The 22,593-nt window shown below is 71.3% G+C and carries 21 protein-coding genes and 1 riboswitch; of the genes, 11 read left to right on the forward strand and 10 right to left on the reverse strand.

Translation table 11 applies throughout. The features are described 5' to 3' along the window. Positions 1–69: 69 nt before the first annotated feature. On the reverse strand, positions 70–927 hold the full coding sequence (locus E5671_RS28575; protein ID WP_160510463.1) for a hypothetical protein: 858 nt from the start codon (positions 925–927) through the stop codon (positions 70–72). A 132-nt stretch (positions 928–1,059) separates the two neighbouring features. Here E5671_RS28575 and E5671_RS28580 point away from each other — a divergent pair, with 132 nt between their 5' ends. From E5671_RS28580 to E5671_RS28590, 3 genes are all read left to right on the forward strand, one after another. Further along, positions 1,060–1,515, forward strand: coding sequence for a hypothetical protein (locus E5671_RS28580; RefSeq protein ID WP_160506765.1), 456 nt, complete (start codon positions 1,060–1,062; stop codon positions 1,513–1,515). An 82-nt stretch (positions 1,516–1,597) separates the two neighbouring features. After that, positions 1,598–2,797 (forward strand): glutathionylspermidine synthase family protein, encoded by a 1,200-nt coding sequence (locus E5671_RS28585; protein ID WP_160506766.1) that lies wholly within the window; start codon positions 1,598–1,600, stop codon positions 2,795–2,797. Positions 2,798–2,883: 86 nt separating this feature from the next. Continuing rightward, positions 2,884–3,678, forward strand: coding sequence for an SAM-dependent methyltransferase (locus E5671_RS28590; protein ID WP_160506767.1), 795 nt, complete (start codon positions 2,884–2,886; stop codon positions 3,676–3,678). On the opposite strand, the gene E5671_RS28595 is transcribed toward E5671_RS28590, so the two are convergent. Both E5671_RS28595 and E5671_RS28600 read right to left on the reverse strand, forming a co-directional pair. Beyond that, positions 3,668–4,297 (reverse strand): NAD(P)H oxidoreductase, encoded by a 630-nt coding sequence (locus E5671_RS28595; protein ID WP_160506768.1) that lies wholly within the window; start codon positions 4,295–4,297, stop codon positions 3,668–3,670. The two genes, E5671_RS28590 and E5671_RS28595, sit on opposite strands and share 11 nt — an antisense overlap. Continuing rightward, positions 4,297–5,346 (reverse strand): NADP-dependent oxidoreductase, encoded by a 1,050-nt coding sequence (locus E5671_RS28600; protein ID WP_336606068.1) that lies wholly within the window; start codon positions 5,344–5,346, stop codon positions 4,297–4,299. The genes E5671_RS28595 and E5671_RS28600 overlap by 1 nt, the downstream gene beginning before the upstream one ends. A 227-nt stretch (positions 5,347–5,573) precedes the next feature. Here E5671_RS28600 and E5671_RS28605 point away from each other — a divergent pair, with 227 nt between their 5' ends. Next, positions 5,574–9,125: an AfsR/SARP family transcriptional regulator gene (locus E5671_RS28605; RefSeq protein ID WP_160506770.1), complete on the forward strand. Its 3,552-nt coding sequence runs from the start codon at positions 5,574–5,576 to the stop codon at positions 9,123–9,125. A gap of 1 nt (position 9,126) precedes the next feature. Here the strand turns inward: E5671_RS28605 and rocD are convergent, their stop codons facing one another. Beyond that, a complete protein-coding gene (gene rocD / locus E5671_RS28610; RefSeq protein ID WP_160506771.1) occupies positions 9,127–10,329 on the reverse strand; it encodes an ornithine--oxo-acid transaminase in 1,203 nt (400 codons plus the stop codon). A 111-nt stretch (positions 10,330–10,440) separates the two neighbouring features. After that, positions 10,441–10,531: riboswitch (ZMP/ZTP riboswitch) on the forward strand. Between the two features lie 40 nt (positions 10,532–10,571). Here rocD and glyA point away from each other — a divergent pair. Then, the gene (glyA, locus tag E5671_RS28615; RefSeq protein WP_160506772.1) at positions 10,572–11,924 is read left to right on the forward strand and encodes a serine hydroxymethyltransferase; all 1,353 of its coding nucleotides are present in this window, start codon (positions 10,572–10,574) and stop codon (positions 11,922–11,924) included. 61 nt (positions 11,925–11,985) lie between these two features. On the opposite strand, the gene E5671_RS28620 is transcribed toward glyA, so the two are convergent. The 3 genes from E5671_RS28620 to E5671_RS28630 all read right to left on the reverse strand — a co-directional run bounded on the left by E5671_RS28620 (position 11,986) and on the right by E5671_RS28630 (position 14,299). Further along, positions 11,986–12,756: a hypothetical protein gene (locus E5671_RS28620; RefSeq protein ID WP_237330257.1), complete on the reverse strand. Its 771-nt coding sequence runs from the start codon at positions 12,754–12,756 to the stop codon at positions 11,986–11,988. A gap of 72 nt (positions 12,757–12,828) precedes the next feature. Then, positions 12,829–13,698 (reverse strand): hypothetical protein, encoded by an 870-nt coding sequence (locus tag E5671_RS28625; protein ID WP_237330258.1) that lies wholly within the window; start codon positions 13,696–13,698, stop codon positions 12,829–12,831. Continuing rightward, complete coding sequence (locus E5671_RS28630; protein ID WP_336605868.1) at positions 13,691–14,299, reverse strand: RNA polymerase sigma factor; 609 nt, start codon at positions 14,297–14,299, stop codon at positions 13,691–13,693. Before E5671_RS28630 ends, E5671_RS28625 begins: the two co-directional genes overlap by 8 nt. 147 nt (positions 14,300–14,446) lie before the next feature. Here E5671_RS28630 and trpS point away from each other — a divergent pair, with 147 nt between their 5' ends. Then, a complete protein-coding gene (trpS, locus tag E5671_RS28635) occupies positions 14,447–15,460 on the forward strand; it encodes a tryptophan--tRNA ligase (RefSeq protein ID WP_160506773.1) in 1,014 nt (337 codons plus the stop codon). A 73-nt stretch (positions 15,461–15,533) separates the two neighbouring features. Next, positions 15,534–16,121 carry a 2'-5' RNA ligase family protein gene (locus E5671_RS28640; RefSeq protein ID WP_160506774.1) on the forward strand — a complete coding sequence of 196 codons (588 nt, stop codon included), beginning with the start codon at positions 15,534–15,536 and terminating at the stop codon, positions 16,119–16,121. A gap of 52 nt (positions 16,122–16,173) precedes the next feature. Here the strand turns inward: E5671_RS28640 and E5671_RS28645 are convergent, their stop codons facing one another. Both E5671_RS28645 and E5671_RS28650 read right to left on the reverse strand, forming a co-directional pair. Further along, on the reverse strand, positions 16,174–16,929 hold the full coding sequence (locus E5671_RS28645) for a decaprenylphospho-beta-D-erythro-pentofuranosid-2-ulose 2-reductase (RefSeq protein ID WP_160506775.1): 756 nt from the start codon (positions 16,927–16,929) through the stop codon (positions 16,174–16,176). Positions 16,930–16,949: 20 nt separating this feature from the next. Continuing rightward, a complete protein-coding gene (locus tag E5671_RS28650) occupies positions 16,950–18,332 on the reverse strand; it encodes an FAD-binding oxidoreductase (RefSeq protein ID WP_160506776.1) in 1,383 nt (460 codons plus the stop codon). Positions 18,333–18,499: 167 nt separating this feature from the next. On the opposite strand from E5671_RS28650, the gene E5671_RS28655 reads away from it, so the two are divergent. From E5671_RS28655 to E5671_RS28670, 4 genes are read left to right on the forward strand one after another with little or no spacing between them, the layout of a single operon-like run. Next, positions 18,500–19,021, forward strand: a complete 522-nt coding sequence (locus E5671_RS28655; RefSeq protein ID WP_160506777.1) for a phosphatase PAP2 family protein — start codon at positions 18,500–18,502, stop codon at positions 19,019–19,021. Next, positions 19,014–19,955: a decaprenyl-phosphate phosphoribosyltransferase gene (locus tag E5671_RS28660; RefSeq protein WP_160506778.1), complete on the forward strand. Its 942-nt coding sequence runs from the start codon at positions 19,014–19,016 to the stop codon at positions 19,953–19,955. The genes E5671_RS28655 and E5671_RS28660 overlap by 8 nt, the downstream gene beginning before the upstream one ends. Before the next feature lie 26 nt (positions 19,956–19,981). After that, positions 19,982–20,407, forward strand: coding sequence for a GtrA family protein (locus tag E5671_RS28665; protein ID WP_160506779.1), 426 nt, complete (start codon positions 19,982–19,984; stop codon positions 20,405–20,407). Next, positions 20,395–21,366, forward strand: coding sequence for a YihY/virulence factor BrkB family protein (locus tag E5671_RS28670; RefSeq protein WP_160506780.1), 972 nt, complete (start codon positions 20,395–20,397; stop codon positions 21,364–21,366). Before E5671_RS28665 ends, E5671_RS28670 begins: the two co-directional genes overlap by 13 nt. On the opposite strand, the gene E5671_RS28675 is transcribed toward E5671_RS28670, so the two are convergent. Next, positions 21,314–22,576, reverse strand: a complete 1,263-nt coding sequence (locus E5671_RS28675; protein WP_443032708.1) for a D-alanyl-D-alanine carboxypeptidase family protein — start codon at positions 22,574–22,576, stop codon at positions 21,314–21,316. The two genes, E5671_RS28670 and E5671_RS28675, sit on opposite strands and share 53 nt — an antisense overlap. Positions 22,577–22,593 lie beyond the last annotated feature (17 nt).

Here is a 22,593-nt window from a genome sequence, read left to right on the forward strand (position 1 = left end):
CCGTGCGCACCGTCATCACCGGCTCCGCCGCCGTGCGCACCGTCATCACCGGCTCCGCCGAGTTCGCCCTCAAACGCCGGACGGGCTGGTGGGTTCCACCTCCTCCACAGGAGCCGGCGCCTCGCCGAACCGCGCCAACGCCAACGCCCCCACCACAGCCACCACGAACCCCAGCACCGCCACCCACTCCATCCCGCCCCGAGTCCGATCCCCGAGCCAGACCACCCCCACCACCGCGGGCCCGATCGTCTCCCCGATCACCATCCCCGCGGTAGCGGTCGTCACCGACCCCCGCTGCAGAGCCGACGTGAGCAGCAGGAAAGCCGCGCCCCCACCCACCAGCAGGGCATACGCGGCCGGATTCCGCGCCAAGGCCCCCGGCGAGGCATCGTCGATCAGCCGCACCGCCACCTCCACCACCCCGAACCCGAACCCCGCCCCGAGCCCCAGAGCCAGCGCGCGCCCCCGCCCGCGCAGCCGCCCGGCCACTGCCCCCAGCACCAACACCCCCACCGCCACGCCCAGCATCACGTACCGCAGAGTCGTCGACCCGACGTCGTCCCCCTCGTCCCCCGACGCCAGCCCCAGCATCGCGAGCCCCGCGCACACCACCCCCACCGCCGCCCACTCCACCCCGCTCAGCCGCACCCGCAGCAACCGCGAGGCCACTACCGCGGTGACGGCGAGGCTCGCGGCGAGCGCCGCGCCGACGGCGTAGATCGGGATGGAACGCAGCGCCACGATCTGCAACAGGAACCCGAGCCCGTCGAGCCCGAGCCCCACCATGTACCGCCACTGCTTCACCGCGCGCAGCAGCAGCGCGGGGTCGACCCCGGACCCCGTCCCCGGCGCCGTGGCGCGGGCGGCGATGGCCTGGAAGACGGAGGCCGTGCCGAAGCAGACCGCTGAACCGAGTGCGCAAATCATCCCAAGAGACACGAAGTGACTGTAGAGGAAAGGGATTCGGCTGAGCCGGTTGGCGTGACGTGCGGGGACTTGCCTACGCTGATCGCCGAACACGTTTTGACACATGTACGACAACGGGGAGCTGTAGAGCAGATGGCGGCTGAGCAGCAGGAACTGAAGCAGGAGCCGAAGGAGAGGACACAGCGGCGGAGGCTTCGGTCCAGCACGGTGATACTCGGCGGAATGGGCGTCCTCGCGGCGGCCCTGACCTCCTGCGGCTCGGAGCCGGACAAGCGGTGCGTGGACCGTGACAGTTACGACTACCTCACGGGCTACAAGATCGTCGCCGACAAGAACTGCAAGAGCGGTTCGTCCTCCGGCTCGTCCTCCGGTTCGTCATCCTCGTACGGCAAGGGGCGCCAGTCCGGCGGCAGTTCCTACGGAACGGGCACAGGCGCAGGCACCGGCAGGACCGGCCGTATGGACGCCGACTGGTACTACGACGCCGACGTCGAAGGACGCCGCGCCGACTACGGCACGTTCAGCCGCAGCGAGGCCGTCGACCGCGACGGCTTCGGCTGCTCGGGCAGTGGCAGCGGCGGCGGCTGAGCCGGAAGCGAGCGATACCCGAGGCCCGAGACCCAAAACCCAAGACCCAAAACCCAAGACCCAAGACCCAAGACCCAAGACCATGGAACGTCACACCATCACCCCCCGCCCCGGCTGGCAGCAGACTGTCGAGGACCAGGGGCTCATCTACCCCCTGACCCGCTACCCCGACGACTCGCTCCGCCCGTACTGGGACGAGTCCGCGTACTACGAGTTCACGCTCCCCGAGGTCGAGGCCCTGGAGGAGGTCGTCGAGGAGCTGCACGCGATGTGCCTCGCCGCGGCCGAGCACATCGTCACGCACGGCCGCCTCGCCGACCTCGGCATCACGGACCCCCGAGTGGCCGACGCGGTCACCGAGGCCTGGCACCGGCGCGCCGAACTTCCGTCCCTCTACGGTCGGTTCGACCTGCACTACGACGGTACGAGCGGCCCGGCGAAGATGCTGGAGTACAACGCCGACACCCCCACCTCCCTGGTCGAGGCCGCCAGCCCCCAGTGGTTCTGGATGGAGGAGCGCTTCCCGGGCGCCGACCAGTGGAACTCCCTCCACGAGCGCCTCGTCGACGCCTGGAAGAAGCAGGCCGCCCTGCTTCCGCCCGGCGGCCCCCTGTACTTCGCGCACTCGGCGGGGGACGAACTCGGCGAAGATCTGATGACGGTCGCGTATCTGCGCGAGACCGCGCAGCAGGCCGGGCTCGACACCGAGGCGATCTCCATGGAGGACATCGGCTGGGACCGGCTCTCGCGGCGCTTCGTCGACAAGAAGCTCGGCTTCATCCGCAGCTGCTTCAAGCTCTACCCGTGGGAGTGGCTGACCACCGACCGCTTCGCCCCGCACGTTCTGGAGACCCTCGACAACGGCGGCGGAACCGGCTCCACCCTGTGGATCGAGCCAGCGTGGAAAATGCTCCTCTCCAACAAGGCGCTGCTCGCGGTGCTTTGGGAGCTGTACCCCGGCCACCCCAACCTCCTCCCCGCCTACCTGGACGGCCCCCGGGAGCTGGCCTCCGGCCCTGGCTACGTCGCCAAGCCCCTCCTCGGCCGCGAAGGCGCCGGAGTCACGATCCACCCGCCGGGCGCCGAACCCCTCGTACACGACCTCGTACGCGAAGAGGCGTGCTGCTACCAGGAGTTGGCGCCGCTGCCCGAATTCGACGGCAACCGTGTGGTGCTCGGTGCGTGGGTCGTGGAGGACGAGGCGGCGGGGCTCGGCATCCGGGAGTCGGCGGGTCTGATCACGGACGAGTACGCGAGGTTCCTGCCGCACGTCATTCTCTGAATTCTCTGAGGTCCCGCGGAGACCGGTGAAGTCCCGCGAGTACGCTGCCGGTTGATCGAGATGACGCACTCGGAGGCGAAGCGAACATGGCCGACAGCAGGATCAACACGACGCAGCCTCACACGGCCCGGATCTGGAACTACTGGCTCGGCGGCAAGGACAACTACCCCGTCGACCAGGCCGCCGGGGACCAGATCCGCGCGCTGCACCCCGGTATCGGTGCGTACGCGCTCGCCGACCGGCAGTTCCTCGGCCGCGCCGTGAGTCACCTGGTGACCGAGTGCGGCATCCGGCAGTTCCTCGACATCGGCACCGGCCTTCCGACCGCCGACAACACCCACGAGGTCGCCCAGCGGATCGCCCCCGAGTCGCGTGTCGTCTACGTGGACAACGACCCGCTGGTCCTCACCCACGCGCGCGCCCTGCTCACCAGCAGCCCGGAAGGCAGGACCGACTACCTCGACGAGGACCTGCGCAACGTCGAGACGATCCTCGAACACGCCGCCAAGACACTGGACTTCGACCAGCCGGTCGGACTGATCCTGCTCGGAGTCGTCATCTTCATCGACGACGACTCCGAGGCGTACGGCATCGTGCGCCGCCTGCTCGACGCGCTGCCGGCCGGCAGCCATCTGGTCCTCTCGCACACGATCACCAGCCCGGAGATGCCCGACGTGGACGAGGCGGTGGCGTTCTGGAACGAGAACGGCACACCCAAGCTGACGCAGCGCACGCCCGAGCAAGTAGCCGGATTCTTCGAGGGTTTGGAGGTTCTCGCGCCCGGGGTGGTGTCGTGCAACCGCTGGCCTGCGGAGGAAGCGCCAGCGGGGGCCGGGGTCGAGGACGTGGCCATGTTCGGCGGGGTCGGCGTCAAGCGCTGAGGAGGCCGGGGCCACTGGGACCGGGGCCGGGGCCACTGGGACCGGGGCTCCTGAAGCCGAGGCCGTCGAGTGCGGCGTCCGTCTCCTTGAACGCGGCCTCGCCCGCGTTCAGCGAGTCGTACACGAAGTGCACCGAGGCGTCGCCGATCCCGCAGAACTCCGAGATGCCGACCCGCAGCGTGCGCGTGACCGTCTCGTCCCAGCCGAGCTCGGCGAACTGCTCCCGCCCGTAGCTGACCAGGCTCATCCACAGCATCCGCTTGCCCGCGAGGCGGGGGCGGGAGCGGCCGTAGGCGAACCCGTGGTTCCACACCCGGTCGATCCACCCCTTGACCAGGGCCGGGGGTCCGAACCACCAGAGCGGGAAGACCACGATGATCGTGTCGGCGGCCTGGACGCGCCGCATATGGGCGTGCACCTCGTCCGAGTACGTCTTGTCGCGATCCGCCCAGTCCGGCTCGTCGGCCTCGGTCATCCGGGGGTCGAAACCCTCGGCGTGCAGGTCGAGGAGGTCGACGGTGTGGCCTTCGCGGGTGAGGCGTTCCTGTGCGTGCCGGGCGAGTTGGGCGGTCAGGGAATCGTTGCGGGGATGACCGGTGACGAGGAGTACGTGCGGCATCAGCTGGCCTCCGGTCCCTGGTCCTGCGCCGGTGCCAGGCGCACGAGCATCTTGCCGGTGTTGGCGCCGCGCAGTACGCCGAGGAAGGCGTCGGGCGCCTGCTCGATGCCGTCGACGACGGTCTGTTCGGTGCGCAGACTGCCGTCGGCGAGCAGGCCCGCGGCCTTGCCGATCCACTCCGGGAACAGGTCGAAGTGGCTGCTGACGAGCATGCCGCGCAGGGTCGCCTCGTGGGTGGCGGCACGGAACAGGTTGTCCGGTCCTGGCGCGGGTGCGGTGGTGTTGTAGCCGCTGATGGCGCCCACGAGAGCGATGCGGCCGCCGGTGCGGATGGCGCCGATGGCGGCCTCCAGGTGGTCGCCGCCGACCGAGTCCAGGTAGACGTCGATGCCGTCGGGGGCGGCCTGGGCGAGCTGTTCGGGTATGCCGCCCTGGCGGTAGTCGATGGCCGCGTCGTAGCCGAACGTGTCGAGCAGCTTCTTGGTCTTCGCAGACCCGCCCGCCGAGCCGATCACGCGGGAGGCGCCGAGCTCGCGGGCCAGCTGTCCCGCGACGCTGCCGACCGCGCCCGCCGCCGCGGAGATGAAGACGACGTCGCCCTCGCGGACGGGGGCGGTGCGGGTGAGCGCCGCGTACGCGGTCAGGCCTGTGGTGCCCAGAGGGCCGAGATAGGCGGGGGCCGGGGCGAGCGTGGTGTCGATGACGGTGGCGGTGGCGGCGTCAAGGACGGCGTACTCGCGCCACCCGAGGAAGTGCGAGACGGTCGCGCCCACCGGCACGCTCTCGGCGCGGGACGCGACGACCTCGCCGACCGCGCTGCCTTCGAGGGCGGCGCCGAGTGCGAAGGGCGGGATGTAGGAGGGGACGTCGTCCATGCGGCCCCGCATGTACGGGTCCACGGACATCCAGGTGTTGCGGACCAGGATCTGCCCATCGGCGGGCTCGGGGATGCCGACGGTCGCCACCTCGAAGTCGGTGGGGGCGGGTTCGCCGGTGGGGCGGGAGGCGAGGCGGATTTCGCGGGAGGTGAGGGTGGAGGTGGTGGGGATGGACATGGCGGGGGTCCTTTCGAGGTGGGTTCCGCGTGACCGGGCGGCTGACCGGGCCGTTGTGGCCGGCCTGTTGTGTTCGGTCTGTTGTGTTCGGGCTGTCCTGGTCACGTGGACTACCGTGCCCGGGGCCGCGCACGAGCCACTGACGGCTCACGCACGGCCGCTGGTGCGCGTCACGCACGGCCGCCGAGGAACCCCGCTCGGGCCCGCATTAACGTTGCGGCATGCGATTCGAGGTCCTTGGCCCGTTGACGGTGCGTACGGCGGACGGGGCGGTCGTCCCGGTTCCGGAGCCGAAGGTCCGCGCCCTGCTCGCGAATCTCCTGATCCACCAAGGGCGGCCGGTCCCTGCGGACGTGCTGATCGACGACCTCTGGGGCGAACGGCTGCCGAGCAACCCCGCCAACAGCCTCCAGACCAAGGTCTCCCAGCTGCGCAGGGCCCTGGAGAAGGCGGAACCGGGGGCGCGCGAACTCGTGGCGTACGGCCCTGCCGGGTATCTGCTGCGGGCCCCCGAGGGAGTGGCGCCGGAGGATCTGACGGACGCGGCCCGGTTCATGGCGCTGACGTCACGCGCGTACGACTCCAACGCCACCCCTGAGGTCCCTGACGTGCGGACGAGGATCGCCCTCCTCTCGGAGGCGCTGACGCTGTGGCGTGGACCGGCGTACGCGGATTTCCGCGACGCGGAGTTCGTGCGGGTGGCGGTGGCGCGCCTGGAGGAACAGCGGCTCACGGCGCAGGAGGTGCGGGCGGAACTGCGCCTGGACGCGGCCGCCCCTGGCGAACACGCGTCCATAGCGGATGAGTTGGCGGAACTGGTGGCCGAGCAGCCGCTGCGGGAGAGGCTGCGGGGCGCGTACATGAGGGCCCTGTACTTGGCGGGGCGCCCGACGGAGGCGCTGGACGCCTACCGTGACCTGCGCGAGCGCCTGGCCGACGACCTGGGCATAGACCCCGGAGCGGAACTCGCCGCTCTCCACGAGGCGATGCTCCGCCAGTCCCCGGAACTGGCCTCACCGAGGGCGGATATGGCGGGCCCACACCCCGAGCCGAAGGCACCGCCGACACCGCACACCCCTCGCAATACCCCTCGCACGAACCTGCCCGCCCAGGTGACTGCTCTCGTGGGCCGGGATGACGCCGCGGCCCGGGTGCGGGAACTGGTCGGAACGGCACGGCTCGTCACCCTGACGGGGCCTGGGGGCGTGGGCAAGACCCGGCTCGCGCTGGAGGCGGCGGCAGGGCTCGCGGATGACTTCGAGGAGGGCGTCTGGCTGGTGGAACTGGCCGGCACGAAGCACGACGTAGCCGAGACGGTCGCCGCGGCACTCGGCATCAGGGACGACCCCTCACCCCTCCACGCCGAGCCACCACCCCCGGCCCCAGTCCCAGCCCCAGTCCCAGCCACCAACAAAACCGAGCCACCAAAGCCACACGCTCACGATGACCTGGACCATGCCTCAGCTGCCTCAGCTGCCTCAGCTGCCTCAGCTGCCCCGGCCACCCCCACCCCCACCCCTGCCCTCGTGCGTCTCCTAGGCCGAGCTCTTGCCCCGCGTCGCATGCTCCTTGTGCTCGACAACTGCGAGCATGTGTTGGAGCCCGTGGCCGTGCTGCTTTCCGAACTGCTGCGGTGCGCCCCGGAGTTGCGCGTGCTCGCCACCAGTCAGGAGCCTCTCGCCCTCTCCGGCGAGACCGTCGAAGCCGTCGCGCCGCTCGGGGAGCGTGAGGCCTTGGCCTTGTTCGCCGAGCGGGCCGCCGCTGCCGCGCCCGGCTTCGTGCTGGATGCGGAGAGCACCCCCGACGCCGTCCTCATCTGCCGCCGCCTCGACGGCATCCCGCTCGCCATCGAACTGGCCGCCACCCGCGTACGCGCCCTCGGCGTGCACGCCCTCGCCGAGCGCCTGCACGACCGGTTCCGGCTGCTCAACCAGGTGCGCAGAGACGCCCCCGCCCGCCAACGCACCCTGCGCGCGATGATCGACTGGAGCTGGGAGCTGCTGACCGCGGAGGAACAGGGAGCCCTGCGTCAACTAGCCGTCTTCGGCGGCAGTTTCACTCTGGACTCGGCCGAAGCTGTGTACGGCGCCAGCAGCACGCCGCGTGACGTGGAGGGCTGCGGCGAATCCCGCGGCACCCTCGCTCCCAGAGACGCCGACGCACCAGACGTACTGGACCTCATCACCCGCCTCGTCGACCGCTCCCTCCTCACCACGGCGCCCGGAGCCGACCGTGCCCACGGCCTTCGCTACCGCATGCTCGAATCCGTCACCGCCTACAGCCTCGAACGGCTCGACGATGCGGGGGAGACGAACGACGTGCGCCGCCGCCACGCCCACCACTACGCCGACCTCGCCGAACACGCCGCCCCCCAACTCCTCGGCCCCGGCCAACAGCAGTGGCTGCACCGCCTCGACACCGAAGCCGTCAACCTGCGCGCCGCACTCGAATGGGCCGCGGCCGACGGCGACGCAGCCCTCGCGCTGCGCCTGGCCAACTCCCTGACCTGGTACTGGTTCCTGCGCGGCCGCCTCGGCGAAGCCGAGCGCTCCCTGACCCAGGCACTGATGACCAAGGCACCGATGACCCAGGCACTGAGCCTGCCCCCGGCCGTGGGCACCGGCACGGCACGAGCCCGCGCCTCCGCCTGCACGGCCCGCGCCGCCCTCGCCCTGCTCACCGGCGACGACACCCCCTACGCGGATATCGGCACCGACGGCCCCGCCGAGGGCGCCGATCTCCGGTCCCGCTGGCTCCTGGCCTACGCCCGCTGCGGTTTCAACCGTACGGAGAGCGAGGAGACCCAGGTCGACGAGCTCCTGGAGGAGTTCCGCGCGGCGGACGACCGCTGGGGCGTGGCCGCCGCCCTCAGCACCCGCGCCACCCGGGCCCTCTACCGCGGCGACCTCGTCACCCTGCGCCGCGACGCCGAGGCCAGCGCCGCCCTGTTCGCCGTACTCGGCGACCGCTGGGGTCAGTTGCAGGCCTCCGAGCAGTTGGGCGTGCTCGCCGAGATCGCCGCCGACTACGAGGGCGCCGCCAGGCTCCACCGCGACGGCATGCGCGGTGCGGAGGAGCTCCAGCTGTGGACCGACGTGTCCTTCCGCCTCGCCCGCCTCGGCCGCATCGCCCTTCTCACCGGTGACGACACCGCGGCCACCGACTTCCACGAGCGCGCCGCACGCCTCGCCGCGCGGCACTCGCACGGGCCCGCGCAGCAGTTCGCCGAGACGGGCCTCGCCATCGGCGCCCGCCGCCTCGGTGAGCTCGACACCGCGGAGAAGTACCTCCTGCCCTGGCTCGCCTGGAACCGCCGCCTCGGCGTCCCGTCCGGCACCGCGCTGATCCTGGCCCAGCTCGGCTACGTCGCCGAACAGCGCGGTGACGCGGCGCGCGCGGAGGAACTCCACCGGGAGGGCCTCGCCGTGGCCCGCCGCACGGGCGACGAGCGCGCGGTCGCCCTCGCCCTCGAAGGCCTGGCCGGAGCCCGCTCCCTCGCGCACGACCACGCCGGCGCCGCCGAACTCCTCGGCACCGCGGCCGCCCTCCGCGAGGCGGCAGGCAGCCCCCTGCCGTCCGCCGAGCGCCGCGACGTGGACCGCGCCGCACAACGCTCCCGCACCGCCCTCGGCGAGGACGACTACGCGGCCGCATACACCCGCGGCCACGAGACCCGCGGCCACGAGACCCGCGGCCACGAGACCCGTGGCCACGACACCCCCGCCCCGGACCCGACCGGCCCCCAGGAACCAGAACCAGCGTCCCGCCGGTGAACTAGGCCAGCACGGCCCGCAGTTGATCGAGCCCCCAGTCCAGGTCCTCCTTGCTGATCACCAGCGGCGGAGCGATCCGGATCGTCGACCCGTGGGTGTCCTTGACCAGCACACCCCGGTCCATCAGCTTCTCGGAGATGTCGCGGCCCGTGCCGTGCGACGGCTCGATGTCGACGCCCGCCCACAGCCCACGGCCCCGCACCTGCGTCACCGCGCCCGTACCGGCAAGGAGCCCCAGCTCGGCGTGCAGATGCTCGCCCAGCTCGGTGGCCCGCTGCTGGAACTCGCCCGAGCTCAGCATCGCGACGACCTCCAACGCCACCGCGCACGCCAGCGGATTGCCGCCGAACGTCGACCCGTGCTCGCCCGGCTTGAACACCCCCAGCACATCCGCGTCCGCCACCACCGCCGACACCGGCACGACGCCCCCGCCGAGCGCCTTGCCCAGGATGTACACGTCCGGGACCACGCCCTCGTGCTCGCACGCGAACGTCCTGCCCGTCCTGCCGAGCCCCGACTGGATCTCGTCCGCCATGAAGAGGACGTTCCGCTCCCGCGTCAACTCCCGCACGCCCGCCAGATAACCGGCCGGCGGCACCAGAACCCCGGCCTCTCCCTGGATCGGTTCGAGGAGCACGGCCACGGTGTTCTCCGTGACGGCGGCCCGCAGCGCCGTCAGATCGCCGTACGGCACGATCTCGAAACCCGGCGTGTACGGACCGAAGTCCGCCCGCGCCTCCTGGTCCGTCGAGAAACTGACGATGGTCGTGGTCCGCCCGTGGAAGTTGTCGCGGGCGACGACGATCTTCGCCCGCCCGTCGGGTACGCCCTTGACCTGATACCCCCACTTCCTCGCGGTCTTCACCGCCGTCTCCACCGCTTCCGCCCCGGTGTTCATCGGCAGCACCATCTCCTTGCCGCACAGCTCCGCGAGCCGCGTACAGAACTCGGCGAACCGGTCGTGGTGGAAGGCCCGCGAGGTGAGCGTCACCCGCTCCAGCTGCGCCTTGGCCGCGTCGATCAGGCGGCGGTTGCCGTGCCCGAAATTCAGCGCCGAATACCCGGCCAGCATGTCGAGGTAGCGGCGCCCCTCGACGTCCGTCATCCAGGCACCCTCCGCCGACGCCACCACGATGGGCAGCGGATGGTAGTTGTGCGCGCTGTGCGCTTCGGCCGAGGTGATGAACTCTTCGGTACTCGACACGGGGTCTCCGTTCGTCCTGCGGCATGGGGCGGGTGTGGCGCCCAAGTTCTATCGTCGCTCGGATCGTGGACGAAGAAACCTGCCGACCCGGCGTGCCCGATAGGCTGGTCTCTACAGCACGGCGACTGGCGCACGGGGAACGGACCCCGAGGAAGCCGTGCGAGGCAGAACCTTCGAGGTGCCGACCGCCTGGGCACCCCGGGACCACGACCGGACACTCACCGCTCGCCCCGGAGGACGCCATGACTCACTCTCCTTCTCCCAGTTCCTCGCGATCCGCGGCCACCGCGGATACGCCGAACACCCTCAGCCACCCCGCGCTCGCCGCGACGGACCCCGAGCTGTCCGCGCTCATCGGCGCGGAGGAGCAGCTCCAGGCCGACACCCTGCGCCTGATCCCCAGCGAGAACTACGTCTCCACGGCCGTCCTCGAAGCCTCAGGCACGGTCCTGCAGAACAAGTACAGCGAGGGCTACCCGGGCCGCCGCTACTACGAGGGCCAGCAGAACATCGACCCCGTCGAGCGCCTCGCCGTCGCCCGCGCCAAGTCCGTCTTCGGCGTCGAGCACGCCAACGTCCAGCCCTACTCCGGCTCCCCGGCCAACCTCGCCGTCTACCTCGCCTTCGCCGAGCCCGGTGACACCGTAATGGGCATGGCCCTCCCGATGGGCGGCCACCTCACCCACGGCTGGGGCGTCTCCGCCACGGGCAAGTGGTTCCGCGGCGTCCAGTACGGCGTCCGCCACGACACGGGCCGCATCGACTTCGACGAGGTGCGCGACCTCGCCCTCAAGGAACGCCCGAAGCTGATCTTCTGTGGTGGCACCGCCCTCCCTCGCACCATCGACTTCGCCGCCTTCGCCGAGATCGCCCACGAGGCGGGAGCCGTCCTCGTCGCCGACATCGCGCACATCGCCGGCCTGATCGCGGGCGGCGCCCACCCCTCACCGGTGCCGCACGCCGACGTGATCTCCACGACCACCCACAAGACCCTGCGCGGCCCGCGCGGCGCGATGCTGATGTCCCGCGAGGAGCACGCCAAGGCCATCGACAAGGCGGTCTTCCCCGGCCTGCAGGGCGGCCCGCACAACCAGACCACCGCGGCCATCGCCGTCGCCCTGCACGAGGCGTCTCAACCCTCCTTCCGCGGCTACGCCCACACGGTCGTCGCCAACGCCCAGGCCCTCGCCGAAGCGCTGCTCACCCGCGGCTTCGACCTGGTCTCCGGCGGCACCGACAACCACCTGATCCTGATGGACCTCACCCCCAAGGACGTCCCGGGCAAGGTCGCCGCCAAGGCCCTCGACCGGGCCGGGATCGTCGTCAACTACAACACCGTGCCGTACGACCCGAGGAAGCCGTTCGACCCCTCCGGCGTCCGCATCGGAACCCCCTCGCTCACCTCCCGCGGTCTGGGTACGCAGCACATGCCGACCGTCGCCGACTGGATCGACCGAGGCGTCGCCGCGGCCCGTGCCGGAGACGAGGACGCCCTGACGAAGATCCGGTCCGAGGTCGCCGACCTGATGGCCGCCCACCCGGCCCCGGGCCTGCCGCCCACTGACCTGGCGGCCACTGACCTGGCGGCCAACTGACCCCGCCGGGCCCATCAGCCCCCCGGCCGGCCAACTCACCGGCCGGGGGCGGCCGCAGCCCTCACAGGTCCCTCAACTCCTGCCGCGGGCCGTCCTCATGAGGCCGCCGCCCACGCAGCGAGGCAAGGAGAGGAAGGAGGGGGCGGCGCTCGGCGATCGGCCCCCGCAGCAGCAGCACCCCCGCGGCCCCCGCCGCGGCGCCCGGTATCGCCCACCACCAGTCCGTCCCTCCGCGGCCCGACGCACCGTCCCCCGAGGCGCCGTCCCCCGACGCACCGTCCCCCGAGGCGCCGTCGGTCCGTCCTGAGGCTGGTGCGGGTGCTATGCCCTGGCGGCCACCGTCCTCCTCCGGGCCCATGACCCCGAGCTTGTCGAACAGCTTCGTCAGGCGGGCCGGATCCTTCGCCTGGTGCCAGTACCCCTTCATGGAGTCCAGCTCGGTCGACGTGTGCACCCACACGTCCGCGGTGTCCTTCCCTGCGTCGGGCGTCACCGGATAGACCCGGTCCACTCGCCACGGCTTCACGTCATGGACCATCCACGTCACATTGAGCTGACGGCTGTCCTGCCCGATGTCGAGCCCCGGCGGCCGCTCACGGCTTCCCCGCTCCGCGCGGATCTCCCCGAGACCCTGCTCCAGGCGGCGATAGTCCCCGTCCTCAATGGTGAGCGCCGCGCTCTCCCCGCTGATGGGCGAGACCACCAAGACGCTCGTCGGCCCGCCCGCCACCGCCTGCGGCGCTCCCAGCACCACCAGCGCCATCGCGGCCGCGACCCCCGCCACCGACCCGCACACTCCCCTTGCTGTCCCTACGGCCCCTACCGTCCCCATGTCCGATCCCCCAGCCGCTCTCCGGCACGACCCGTCCGCACCGCGTCACTTCTGGTACACCGCCCGAGCCGTTCAGGTTCCCGATTCCCCCGGCCGAACCGAGACCGACTTCCCGATCTCCAGCGCCCGCTCCTTCGACGCCACGCCCTCGAGCCGCAGCGTGAGCTCCGGCCCGTGCGTCCACAGGAGCGTCGGCCCCGAGGTCCGTTCGGAGCGCGTCCACCGGTCGCCGTCGCCCGCCACCATCCAGAACGTGAGCCGATGCGGGCGCGGGAACCACAGCCCCGTCTCCCGGCCGACCTGAACCCAGTCAGGACGCTCCGTCACCGTCTTGCTGAAGCTCGGGTCCAGCGGCGCCCCGAACGCGTCGAGCCGTATCGTCCGGCCCTGGTCGCGCCAGCACAGCGTGACCAGGACGCGCGCGCCCGGCTCCCGCGTCACCGCCACGGCGTCCGGCGGGCCGAGCGCGCCCGGCACCGCGGGCGCGAACCCGGCCCGCCGCTCGGCCTCGGACAGGCTCACCCCGCCACCGCACCCCGGCACACCGGCCTCGGTCGGCGGGGTCGCCGACGGGTCGTACCGCACCTCGACCCCGCCGAAGTCGAACCACTCGAAGACCGCGGCCCGCACCGGCGGTGTGAGCACCGCCGCCGTCAGGAGCCCGCACAGCGCCGCCGTCAGGACCCGCCACCGCGCCCGCAGCCACGACCGCAGCCGGGAGAGGAGACCCGGCGGCTCGGCCACCGGGACCGGCACCGACTCCGCGATGATCTGCGCGATGACCCGCTCGGCCATCGACTCGCCCGTGACCCCCGGCGGACCGAAGGACCGGCCGAGCGCCCGCAGCTCCTCAGGAAGCCGACGGGTGCCCCGCCCGGCCTCCTCGGCGGCGACATTGTTCTGACCGTCCTGACCGTCCTGACCGTCGCCCCGCTCACTCATGCCCGTCACCTCCTCCCGCTCCCTGCGGCAGGATCCGCTCCAGCTTCCGCAGCGCGCGGTTCAGCCGGGACTTGACCGTGCCCCGCGGCCAGCCCAGCGCCTCGGCGGTCTCCGTCTCGTCCATCTCCAGGAGATAGCGGTACGTGACGACCAGGCGGTGCTCCTCGCTCAGCCGGTCGAGCGCGGCGAGCAGGGCCGCCCGGCGCTCGTCCCGCAGCGCCGCCATCGCCGGGTCCGCCGATTCCGGTATCAGCGGCTCCGCCTCCGCGAGCGCCGCCTCACGTCCGACGAGCGACCGCTGCCGGACCGCCGAACGCACTGTGTTCCTCGTCTCATTGGCGACGATCGACAACAGCCACGGCTTGAACGCCGAGCCGTCCCTGAACCGCCCCAAGGAGCAGTACGCCTTGAAAAAGGCCTGCTGCACCACGTCTTCCGCGTCCGCTCCCGCCCCGAGTGCCACGGCCGCCCTGAGCGCGAGCCCGGTGAAAGCGCGCACCAACTCCGCGTACGCCTCCGCCTCCCCGGCGCGCACACGCGCGATCACCGCACCCTCGTCGACGACGCGGCCCCCCTCCAGGACCTCCCCCTGTGCCCTCACACTCTTGATACACCGGCCGGACGAGATCGGTTCCGTATTCGCGAGGACCGGATCGAGGCGAGGTGGGGCACGGGCCAGGACAAGATCGCGGCACACCCGTCACACGTCTGTTTCCGAGCAATGAGAGACACCTGAGAGAATGGCTCCATGGCCCTTGATCGTCCTCGCGTGCTTTCCGGAATCCAGCCCACCGCAGGCTCGTTCCACCTCGGCAACTACCTTGGCGCGGTCCGCCAGTGGGTGGCGCTGCAGGAGTCCCACGACGCCTTCTACATGGTGGTGGACCTGCACGCGATCACGATCCCGCAGGACCCGGCCGAGCTCCGTGCCAACACCCGGCTCGCCGCGGCCCAGCTCCTCGCCGCCGGACTCGACCCGGAGCGCTGCACGCTCTTCGTGCAGAGCCACGTCCCCGAGCACGCCCAGCTCGGCTGGATCATGAACTGCCTGACGGGCTTCGGCGAGGCGTCGCGCATGACGCAGTTCAAGGACAAGGCGGCCAAGCAGGGTGCGGACCGCGCCTCGGTGGGCCTCTTCACGTACCCGGTGCTCCAGGTCGCGGACATCCTGCTCTACCAGGCCAATCAGGTCCCGGTCGGCGAGGACCAGCGCCAGCACATCGAGCTGACCCGCGACCTCGCGGAGCGGTTCAACGGCCGCTTCGGCGAGACGTTCACCGTCCCGGCGGCGTACATCCTCAAGGAGACGGCGAAGATCTTCGACCTTCAGGACCCGTCGATCAAGATGAGCAAGTCGGCGTCCACTCCGAAGGGCCTGATCAACCTCCTCGACGAGCCCAAGGCCACCGCCAAGAAGGTCAAGAGCGCGGTCACCGACACCGACACGGTCGTGCGCTACGACACCGTGAACAAGCCGGGTGTCAGCAACCTCCTCACCATCTACTCGACGCTCACCGGTGCCGGTATCCCGGAACTGGAGCAGAAGTACGCCGGCAAGGGCTACGGTGCGCTGAAGACTGACCTCGCCGAGGTCATGGTCGACTTCGTGACTCCCTTCCGGGACCGCACCCAGGCCTACCTGGACGACCCGGAGACGCTCGACTCGATCCTGGCCAAGGGTGCGGAGAAGGCGCGCGCCGTCGCCGCGGAGACCCTCGCCCAGGCGTACGACAAGGTGGGCCTGCTGCCCGCCAAGCACTGAGCCACCCGCCCCCCTGCATCACGCCAGGTGCAGCAGCGCCCTCTGCCCGCCACCCGACCGACAGGAGTACGACGTGGGGACCGTAACGATCGGTGTGTCGATCGCGGTCCCGGAGCCTCACGGCAGCCTGCTCCAGGAGCGGCGCGTGGGCTTCGGGGACCCCGCGGCACACGGCATCCCCACCCACGTCACGCTGCTGCCGCCGACCGAGGTGGACGCCACGGCGCTGCCCGCCGTCGAGGCGCACCTGGGGGCCGTGGCGGCCGCCGGGCGCCCCTTCCCGATGCGGCTCTCCGGAACGGGCACGTTCCGTCCGCTGTCGCCCGTCGTCTTCGTCCAGGTGGTGGCGGGCGGCGCCGCCTGCGGCTGGCTGCAGGAGCGGGTGCGGGACGCGTCCGGGCCCATGGCGCGCGAGCTGCAGTTCCCGTACCACCCGCACGTCACGGTGGCGCACGGCATCTCCGAAGAGTCCATGGACCGGGCGTACGCGGAGCTCTCGGAGTACGAGGCCGAGTGGCCCTGCACCGGCTTCGCGCTCTACGAGCAGGGCGCCGACGGAGTGTGGCGCAAGCTGCGCGAGTTCGTCTTCGGCGGTGGGGGACCGGTGGTGCCTCCGCAGGCGGCCGCCCCCGCCGCGCACGGCACGCTGCCCGCCCGCTGATCCAGGCGCCTGACCCCGAAGGGCCCGCCTGGGCGCCCGGCCCCGAAGCGCCTCACACCGGGAGCCGCCGGAACACCGCCCGCGGGGCGTGACGCAGCGCCGACATGACCACCCGTAGCGCGCCGGGCACCCACACCGTCTCCGAGCGCCGCCGCAGGCCCGTCTCGATGGCCTCGGCGACCGCCTCCGGAGTGGTCGCCATGGGGGCTTCCTCCAGGCCCGCCGTCATCTTGGAGCGTACGAAGCCGGGGCGGACCACCATCACGTGCACCCCCGTGCCGTGCAGCGCGTCGCCCAGGCCCTGGGCGAACGCGTCGAGGCCCGCCTTGCTGGACCCGTAGATGAAGTTCGAGCGGCGGGCACGCTCGCCCGCGACCGAGGAGAGCACCACCAGGGAGCCGTGCCCCTGGGCCTGGAGCGACCGCGCGCACACCAGGCCGGCCGATACCGCGCCGGTGTAGTTCGTCTGCGCGACGCGCACCGCCGACAGCGGTTCGTCCTCGTCGCGTGCCTGGTCGCCGAGGATGCCGAAGGCCAGCAGGACCATGTCGATGTCGCCCTCGGCGAAGATCTTGCCGAGCGTGCCCTCGTGGGACTCGGAGTCCAGCGCGTCGAAGGCGACGGTACGGACGTCCGCACCCATGTCGCGCAGGCCCGCCGCGGCCTTCTCCAGGCCCGGGGACGGCCGCCCGGCGAGCCACACGGTGCGGGTGCGCCGCGCGACCAGACGGCGGGCGGTGGCGAGGCCGATCTCGGAGGTGCCGCCGAGTACGAGCAGGGACTGGGGGGTGCCGAAGGCGTCCTTCATGGGACCAACTCCTGGAGGTGCTAGAGGGCGAGGCGGCGCGAGAGGTCCGAGCGGAACACGCCGCGCGGGTCGAGGTCGGCCCGCAGCGCGCGGAAGTCGTCGAGCCGCGGGTACATCGCGGCGAGCATCTCCGGCCGCAGGCGGGAGTCCTTGGCCAGGTAGACGCGGCCGTCGGAGGCGGCGACCTCCTCGTCGAGCTCGTCGAGGAAGGCGCCGAGGCCCGGCAGGTTCGCCGGGATGTCCAGGGCGAGGGTCCAGCCGGGCATCGGGAAGGAGAGCCAGCCCGGATCGCCCTCTCCGAAGCGCTTCAGTACGGCGAGGAAGGACGGACAGCCGCGCTCCGAGATGCGCCGCACGATGCGCCGCAGGGACTCTTCCTTGCCGTACCCGACGACGAATTGGTACTGCACGAAGCCGCCGCGGCCGTACACGCGGTTCCAGTGCGGGACGCCGTCCAGGGGGTGGAAGAAGGTCGACATCTTCTGGAGCTCGCCCACCCGGCTGCGCGGTGCCTTGCGGTACCAGAGCTCGTTGAAGAGGCCCACCGACTTGCGGCCGAGCAGCCCTTCGGGCAGGAAGCGCGGGGCGGGCGGCAGTTGGCCGGGGCGGAACGTCAACGGCGCTCTACGCGCGCGTGCCGGGAGGGCGTCCAGGGGAGCGTGGTCGCCGCGCGTGAGCACCGAGCGCCCCATCGACGCCCCGCGCGCGAGGAGGTCGATCCAGGCCACGGAGTAGCGATAGCGGTGGTCGGTGGCGGTGAGGCGGGCCATCAAGTCGTCAAGGTCGGTGGCGCGCTCGGTGTCCACCGTCATCAACGAGGTCTCGACCGGCTGCAGTTGCAGCGTCGCGGCGAGGATCACGCCCGTCAGGCCCATGCCGCCCGCCGTCGCGTCGAACAGAGGGGTGCCGCGCTCGACCGCCTGCACCGTGCCGTCGGCGGTGAGCAGTTCCACGGCCATCACATGGCGCGAGAACGACCCGGACCCGTGGTGGTTCTTGCCGTGGATGTCCGTGCCGATCGCGCCGCCCACCGTCACATAGCGGGTCCCCGGCGTGACCGGCACGAACCAGCCGAGCGGGAGCAGGACTTCCATCAGGCGGTGCAGGGAGACCCCGGCGTCGCACAGGACGGTGCCCGCGTCGGCGTCGATGGCGTGCACGCGGTCCATGCCGGTCATGTCGAGGACCGCGCCGCCCGCGTTCTGCGCGGCGTCCCCATAGGCCCGCCCAAGGCCTCTGGCGATGCCGCCACGCTCCCCGCAGGCCTGGAGGGCCGCCACGGCCTCCTCGGGCGAACGGGGGCGGATCAGGCGGGCCGTGGACGGGGCGGTGCGTCCCCAGCCCGACACGGACACGGTCGGCGCGATCGCGGAGTCGGCGGGCGGAGCGGAGTCGGCAGGCATAGGCGTGACCGTATCGTCCGAGCAAGGGCAGTTTGCCCATATTCGTCAGAGCCCTCACCGAAATGGGTGATTGATGGAGTGTCGTCCTATATTGCCGTAAATATTGAGAGGTTGCCTAGAAGAGTCGCCGAGGTCAGGTCCTTGAAGTCCCCGGAGAGGGAGGCCACATGCACGACATGGACCACCGGCTGTTGTCGGCCCTGCGCGACTGCGGCTCCGACGCGCGCGTGGCCGCCGCCGCACGGGCCCTGTCCTGGACCGGCGAGCACGGCGCCCTCTGGATCGTCGCGGGGCTCGCGGGCGCCGCGGTCGACCGCGAGCGGCGCGACGCGTGGCTGCGCGGCACGGCGCTGACCGCCGCCGCGCACTTGGCCAGCATGGGCGTCAAACGGGTGGTAAGGCGCCCGCGTCCCGGCGGCGACCCGGGCGTGGAGCCCCTCGTCAGGACCGCGGGACGGCACTCCTTCCCCAGTTCGCACGCCACTTCGGCCGCCGCGGCCACCGTCGCGTACGGCACGCTGAGCCCCCTGGGAGCCCACGTCGTCCCGCCGCTCGCCGCCGCGATGTGTGTCTCGCGGATGATCGTCGGCGTCCACTACCCGAGCGACGTGGCGGCCGGAGCGGCCCTCGGCGCCCTCACCGCGCGCGTGGGCTCCGCCTGGATGAACGGGGGCCGCTCGCATGGCTGACCGCACCGCCCTGCTCGAACGCCCCCAGCCGCCCCGGCCGTCCGGCTCGGGCTCCCTGGCCCTGCCGCTCGGCCTCCTGAAGACCGCCCGACCCCGCCAGTGGGTGAAGAACGTCCTGGTCGTCGCGGCCCCCGCCGCCGCGGGTGAGCTCTTCTCGCGCCACTCGCTGATCCAACTAGCCGTGGTGTTCGCGCTGTTCACGGCCGCCGCGTCCGCCGTCTACCTGATCAACGACGCGCGTGACGCCGATGCCGACCGCGCCCATCCCACCAAGTGCCGCAGACCGGTCGCCGCAGGCCAGGTGCCTGTGGCGCTCGCGTACGTGGTCGGCGGGCTGCTCGCCGTGCTCGCGCCGGCGGCCGCCGCCGCGTTCTGCACGCCCCTGACAGCGGGCCTTCTCGCCGCCTACGTAGTGATGCAACTGGCCTACTGCGTCAGCCTCAAGCACGTCCTCGTCATCGACCTCGCCGTCGTCACCACGGGCTTCCTGATGCGGGCGATGATCGGGGGAGTGGCCCTGGACATCCCGCTCTCGCGGTGGTTCCTGATCACGACGGGCTTCGGCGCGCTCTTCATGGTCGCCGCCAAGCGCTACTCCGAAGCCGTGCAGATGTCCGGGAAAGCGGGCGCCACGCGCGCGTTGCTCACCGAATACACCACCGGCTACCTCCGCTTCGTCTGGCAGCTGGCCGCCGGAGTCGCCGTACTCGCGTACTGCCTGTGGGCCATGGAGAGCGGCGGCACGGGCAACGGCCTGCTGCCCTGGCGGCAGCTGTCGATGGCCGCCTTCGTCCTCGCCGTCCTGCGGTACGCCGTATTCGCCGACCGGGGCACCGCGGGAGAGCCCGAGGACGTCGTCCTGCGCGACCGTGCCCTTGCCGTCATCGGCCTGGTGTGGATCGCCATGTACGGCCTCGCGGTCGCCGACTGGTGAGCCCCTTCAGGGAGCGGCTACGGGCCATGGGCCCCGAACTGCTCGGCTTCGCCGCCGCCGGGATCTGCGCGTACGCCGTCGACCTCAGCCTCTTCATCTGGCTGCGCGGGCCCATCGGTATGGACCCGCTGACCGCCAAGGCGCTGTCGTTCGTCGCCGGTTGCACGGTCGCGTACGCGGGCAACGCGCTCGGCACTTACCGGAGACGTGAGGCGGCCGGGGTCTCGCGTCTTCGCCAGTACGGGATCTTCTTCGCCGTCAACATCGCGGGAGCCCTGGTGCAGTTGCTCTGCATCGCGGTGTCCCACTACGGCCTCGGTCTCACCTCACAGCGTGCGGACACCATCTCCGGGGCGGGCGTCGGTATGGCGCTCGCCACTGTTCTGCGTTTCTGGGGTACACGGACCTTGGTCTTCCGCACAACGGGCAGGGAGGCATCATGGACTGGCTGAAGAAACTCCCCGGCATCGGGCCCCTGGTGGAGCGCCTGATGCGCACGCACGCGTGGAGCGCGTACGAGCGGCTCGACAGCGTGCACTGGACCCGCCTCGCTGCCGCGATGACGTTCATCAGCTTCCTGGCGCTCTTCCCGCTGATCACCGTCGCCGCCGCCATCGCCGCCGCGACGCTCTCCAAGAGCCAGCAGAACAAACTCGAGGACACCATCTCGAAGCAGGTCCCCGGCATCTCCGACCAGCTGAACCTGGACGCCCTGGTCGCCAACGCGGGCACCGTCGGCCTCGTGGCGGGCGCCCTGCTGCTCTTCACCGGCATCGGCTGGGTCGGCTCGACAAGGGAGTGCCTGAGGGCCGTCTGGGAGCTCGAGGACACCGACGAGAACCCCGTCATGCGCAAGGTCAAGGACGCCGGGGTGCTCGTCGGACTCGGCGGCGCGGGGCTGGCGTCCGTCGTCGCCTCGACCCTCGCCTCGACCGCCGTCGGCTGGAGCGCCGACCTCATCGGGATCTCCGAGGACGGCTGGGGCGGGCTGCTGCTCCAGGCGATCGCGTTCGCCATCGCCGTCCTCGCGGACTTCCTGCTCCTGCTCTACGTCCTGACCCTGCTGCCGGGCGTCCAGCCGCCGCGCCGCCACCTGATCACCGCCGGTCTGATCGGCGCGGCCGGATTCGAGCTGCTCAAGCTGCTGCTCGGCGGCTACATGAAGGGCGTCGCCGCGAAGAGCATGTACGGCGCCTTCGGAGTACCCGTCGCGCTGCTCCTGTGGATCAACTTCACCGCGAAGCTCCTGCTGTTCTGCGCCGCCTGGACAGCGACGCGGAAGCAGGAGCGTACGGAAGCGGAGCAGGAGCAGGAGCAGGAACAGAAGCAGGAACAGAAGCAGGAAGAGTCCGGCGGCGTCAGCGGCGGGTCTTCCGCCGCACCAGGTCCGGCAGCGGCATCCGGCGGTTGATCACGAACAGCCCCGCGGCGATGAGCGCGAGGACACCGGCCGCGATCCCGAGCGCGACGCCGGCACCACCGCCCGACTCCTTGTCGGAGGCGTGCGCCACGTTCTTGGACGAGTCCGCCCCGCCCTTGCCGGCGCCGGGAGCACCCTTGCCGCTGCCCGTACCGGCGCTCTTCGGAGCGACCAGTTCGCCCACGGGCTCGACCTTGCCGGAGGCCTTGAAGCCCCAGTCGAGAAGGCGCTCGGTCTCCTTGTAGACCGCGTGCTGCTCACCGGAGTCGGGGTTCATGACGGTCACGAGCAGCACCTTGCCGTTGCGCTCGGCGACACCGGTGAAGGTGTTGCCCGCGTTCGTGGTGCTGCCGTTCTTGACGCCCGCGATGCCCTTGTAGGCGTCCAGACCGACATCCCCCGTAAGGAGTCGGTTGGTGTTCTGGATCTCGAAGGACTCGCGCTTCTTCTTGCCCTTGTCCTTGCCCTTCTTGACCTTCTTGGTCTCGCCGGGGAACTTGGCGGTGGCCGTTGAGCAGTACTCGCGGAAGTCCTTCTTCTGCAGCCCGGAGCGGGCGAACAGCGTCAGGTCGTACGCCGAGGAGACCTGCCCCTTCTCGTCGTAGCCGTCCGGGCTGACCACGTGAGTGTCCAGGGCCTGCAGTTCGTCGGCGTGCGACTGCATGTCCTTGACGGTCTGCGGGACACCGCCGTTCATCGCCGACAGGACGTGCACCGCGTCATTGCCCGACCGCAGGAAGACGCCGAGCCACAGGTCGTGGACCGTGTACGTCTCGTTCTCCTTGACGCCGACCATGCTGCTGCCCGCACCGATGCCCGCCAGGTCGGAGAGCTCGACCTTGTGCTTCTGAGTCTTGGGGAACTTCGGCAGGACCGTGTCCGCGAAGAGCATCTTCAGGGTGCTCGCGGGGGGCAGCCGCCAGTGCGAGTTGTGCGAGGCGAGGACCTCGCCCGTCTCGGCGTCCGACACCATCCAGGAGCGCGCCGACAGGTCCTTGGGGAGGACGGGAGCGCCCGCCTTGAGACTCACCTGGGTGCCCGGCTTGCCGAGCTTGGCGCCGCCGACGGTCGACATCGAAGCAGGCGGCTTGGGCTTCTTCCCGCCCCCCGGCTTGTCGTCCGCCCATGCGGGAGCTGTGGTCGACATGGTCAGCAATGCGGCGGAAGTGACCAACATGGCGGTCTTTTTTAGGGCAGGCACGGACGAGAACGTACAGG

Origin of the sequence: Streptomyces sp. BA2, from assembly GCF_009769735.1 — a bacterium.
Classification (GTDB): Bacteria; Actinomycetota; Actinomycetes; order Streptomycetales; family Streptomycetaceae; genus Streptomyces.

Coding starts and splice junctions, on each gene's coding strand:
- E5671_RS28575 (WP_160510463.1), bottom strand. CDS start 927: ATGATTTGCGCACTCGGTTCAGCGGTCTGCTTCGGCACGGCCTCCGTC.
- E5671_RS28580 (WP_160506765.1), top strand. CDS start 1,060: ATGGCGGCTGAGCAGCAGGAACTGAAGCAGGAGCCGAAGGAGAGGACA.
- E5671_RS28585 (WP_160506766.1), top strand. CDS start 1,598: ATGGAACGTCACACCATCACCCCCCGCCCCGGCTGGCAGCAGACTGTC.
- E5671_RS28590 (WP_160506767.1), top strand. CDS start 2,884: ATGGCCGACAGCAGGATCAACACGACGCAGCCTCACACGGCCCGGATC.
- E5671_RS28595 (WP_160506768.1), bottom strand. CDS start 4,297: ATGCCGCACGTACTCCTCGTCACCGGTCATCCCCGCAACGATTCCCTG.
- E5671_RS28605 (WP_160506770.1), top strand. CDS start 5,574: ATGCGATTCGAGGTCCTTGGCCCGTTGACGGTGCGTACGGCGGACGGG.
- glyA (WP_160506772.1), top strand. CDS start 10,572: ATGACTCACTCTCCTTCTCCCAGTTCCTCGCGATCCGCGGCCACCGCG.
- E5671_RS28620 (WP_237330257.1), bottom strand. CDS start 12,756: ATGGGGACGGTAGGGGCCGTAGGGACAGCAAGGGGAGTGTGCGGGTCG.
- E5671_RS28625 (WP_237330258.1), bottom strand. CDS start 13,698: ATGAGTGAGCGGGGCGACGGTCAGGACGGTCAGGACGGTCAGAACAAT.
- trpS (WP_160506773.1), top strand. CDS start 14,447: ATGGCCCTTGATCGTCCTCGCGTGCTTTCCGGAATCCAGCCCACCGCA.
- E5671_RS28645 (WP_160506775.1), bottom strand. CDS start 16,929: ATGAAGGACGCCTTCGGCACCCCCCAGTCCCTGCTCGTACTCGGCGGC.
- E5671_RS28650 (WP_160506776.1), bottom strand. CDS start 18,332: ATGCCTGCCGACTCCGCTCCGCCCGCCGACTCCGCGATCGCGCCGACC.
- E5671_RS28655 (WP_160506777.1), top strand. CDS start 18,500: ATGCACGACATGGACCACCGGCTGTTGTCGGCCCTGCGCGACTGCGGC.
- E5671_RS28660 (WP_160506778.1), top strand. CDS start 19,014: ATGGCTGACCGCACCGCCCTGCTCGAACGCCCCCAGCCGCCCCGGCCG.
- E5671_RS28665 (WP_160506779.1), top strand. CDS start 19,982: ATGGGCCCCGAACTGCTCGGCTTCGCCGCCGCCGGGATCTGCGCGTAC.
- E5671_RS28670 (WP_160506780.1), top strand. CDS start 20,395: ATGGACTGGCTGAAGAAACTCCCCGGCATCGGGCCCCTGGTGGAGCGC.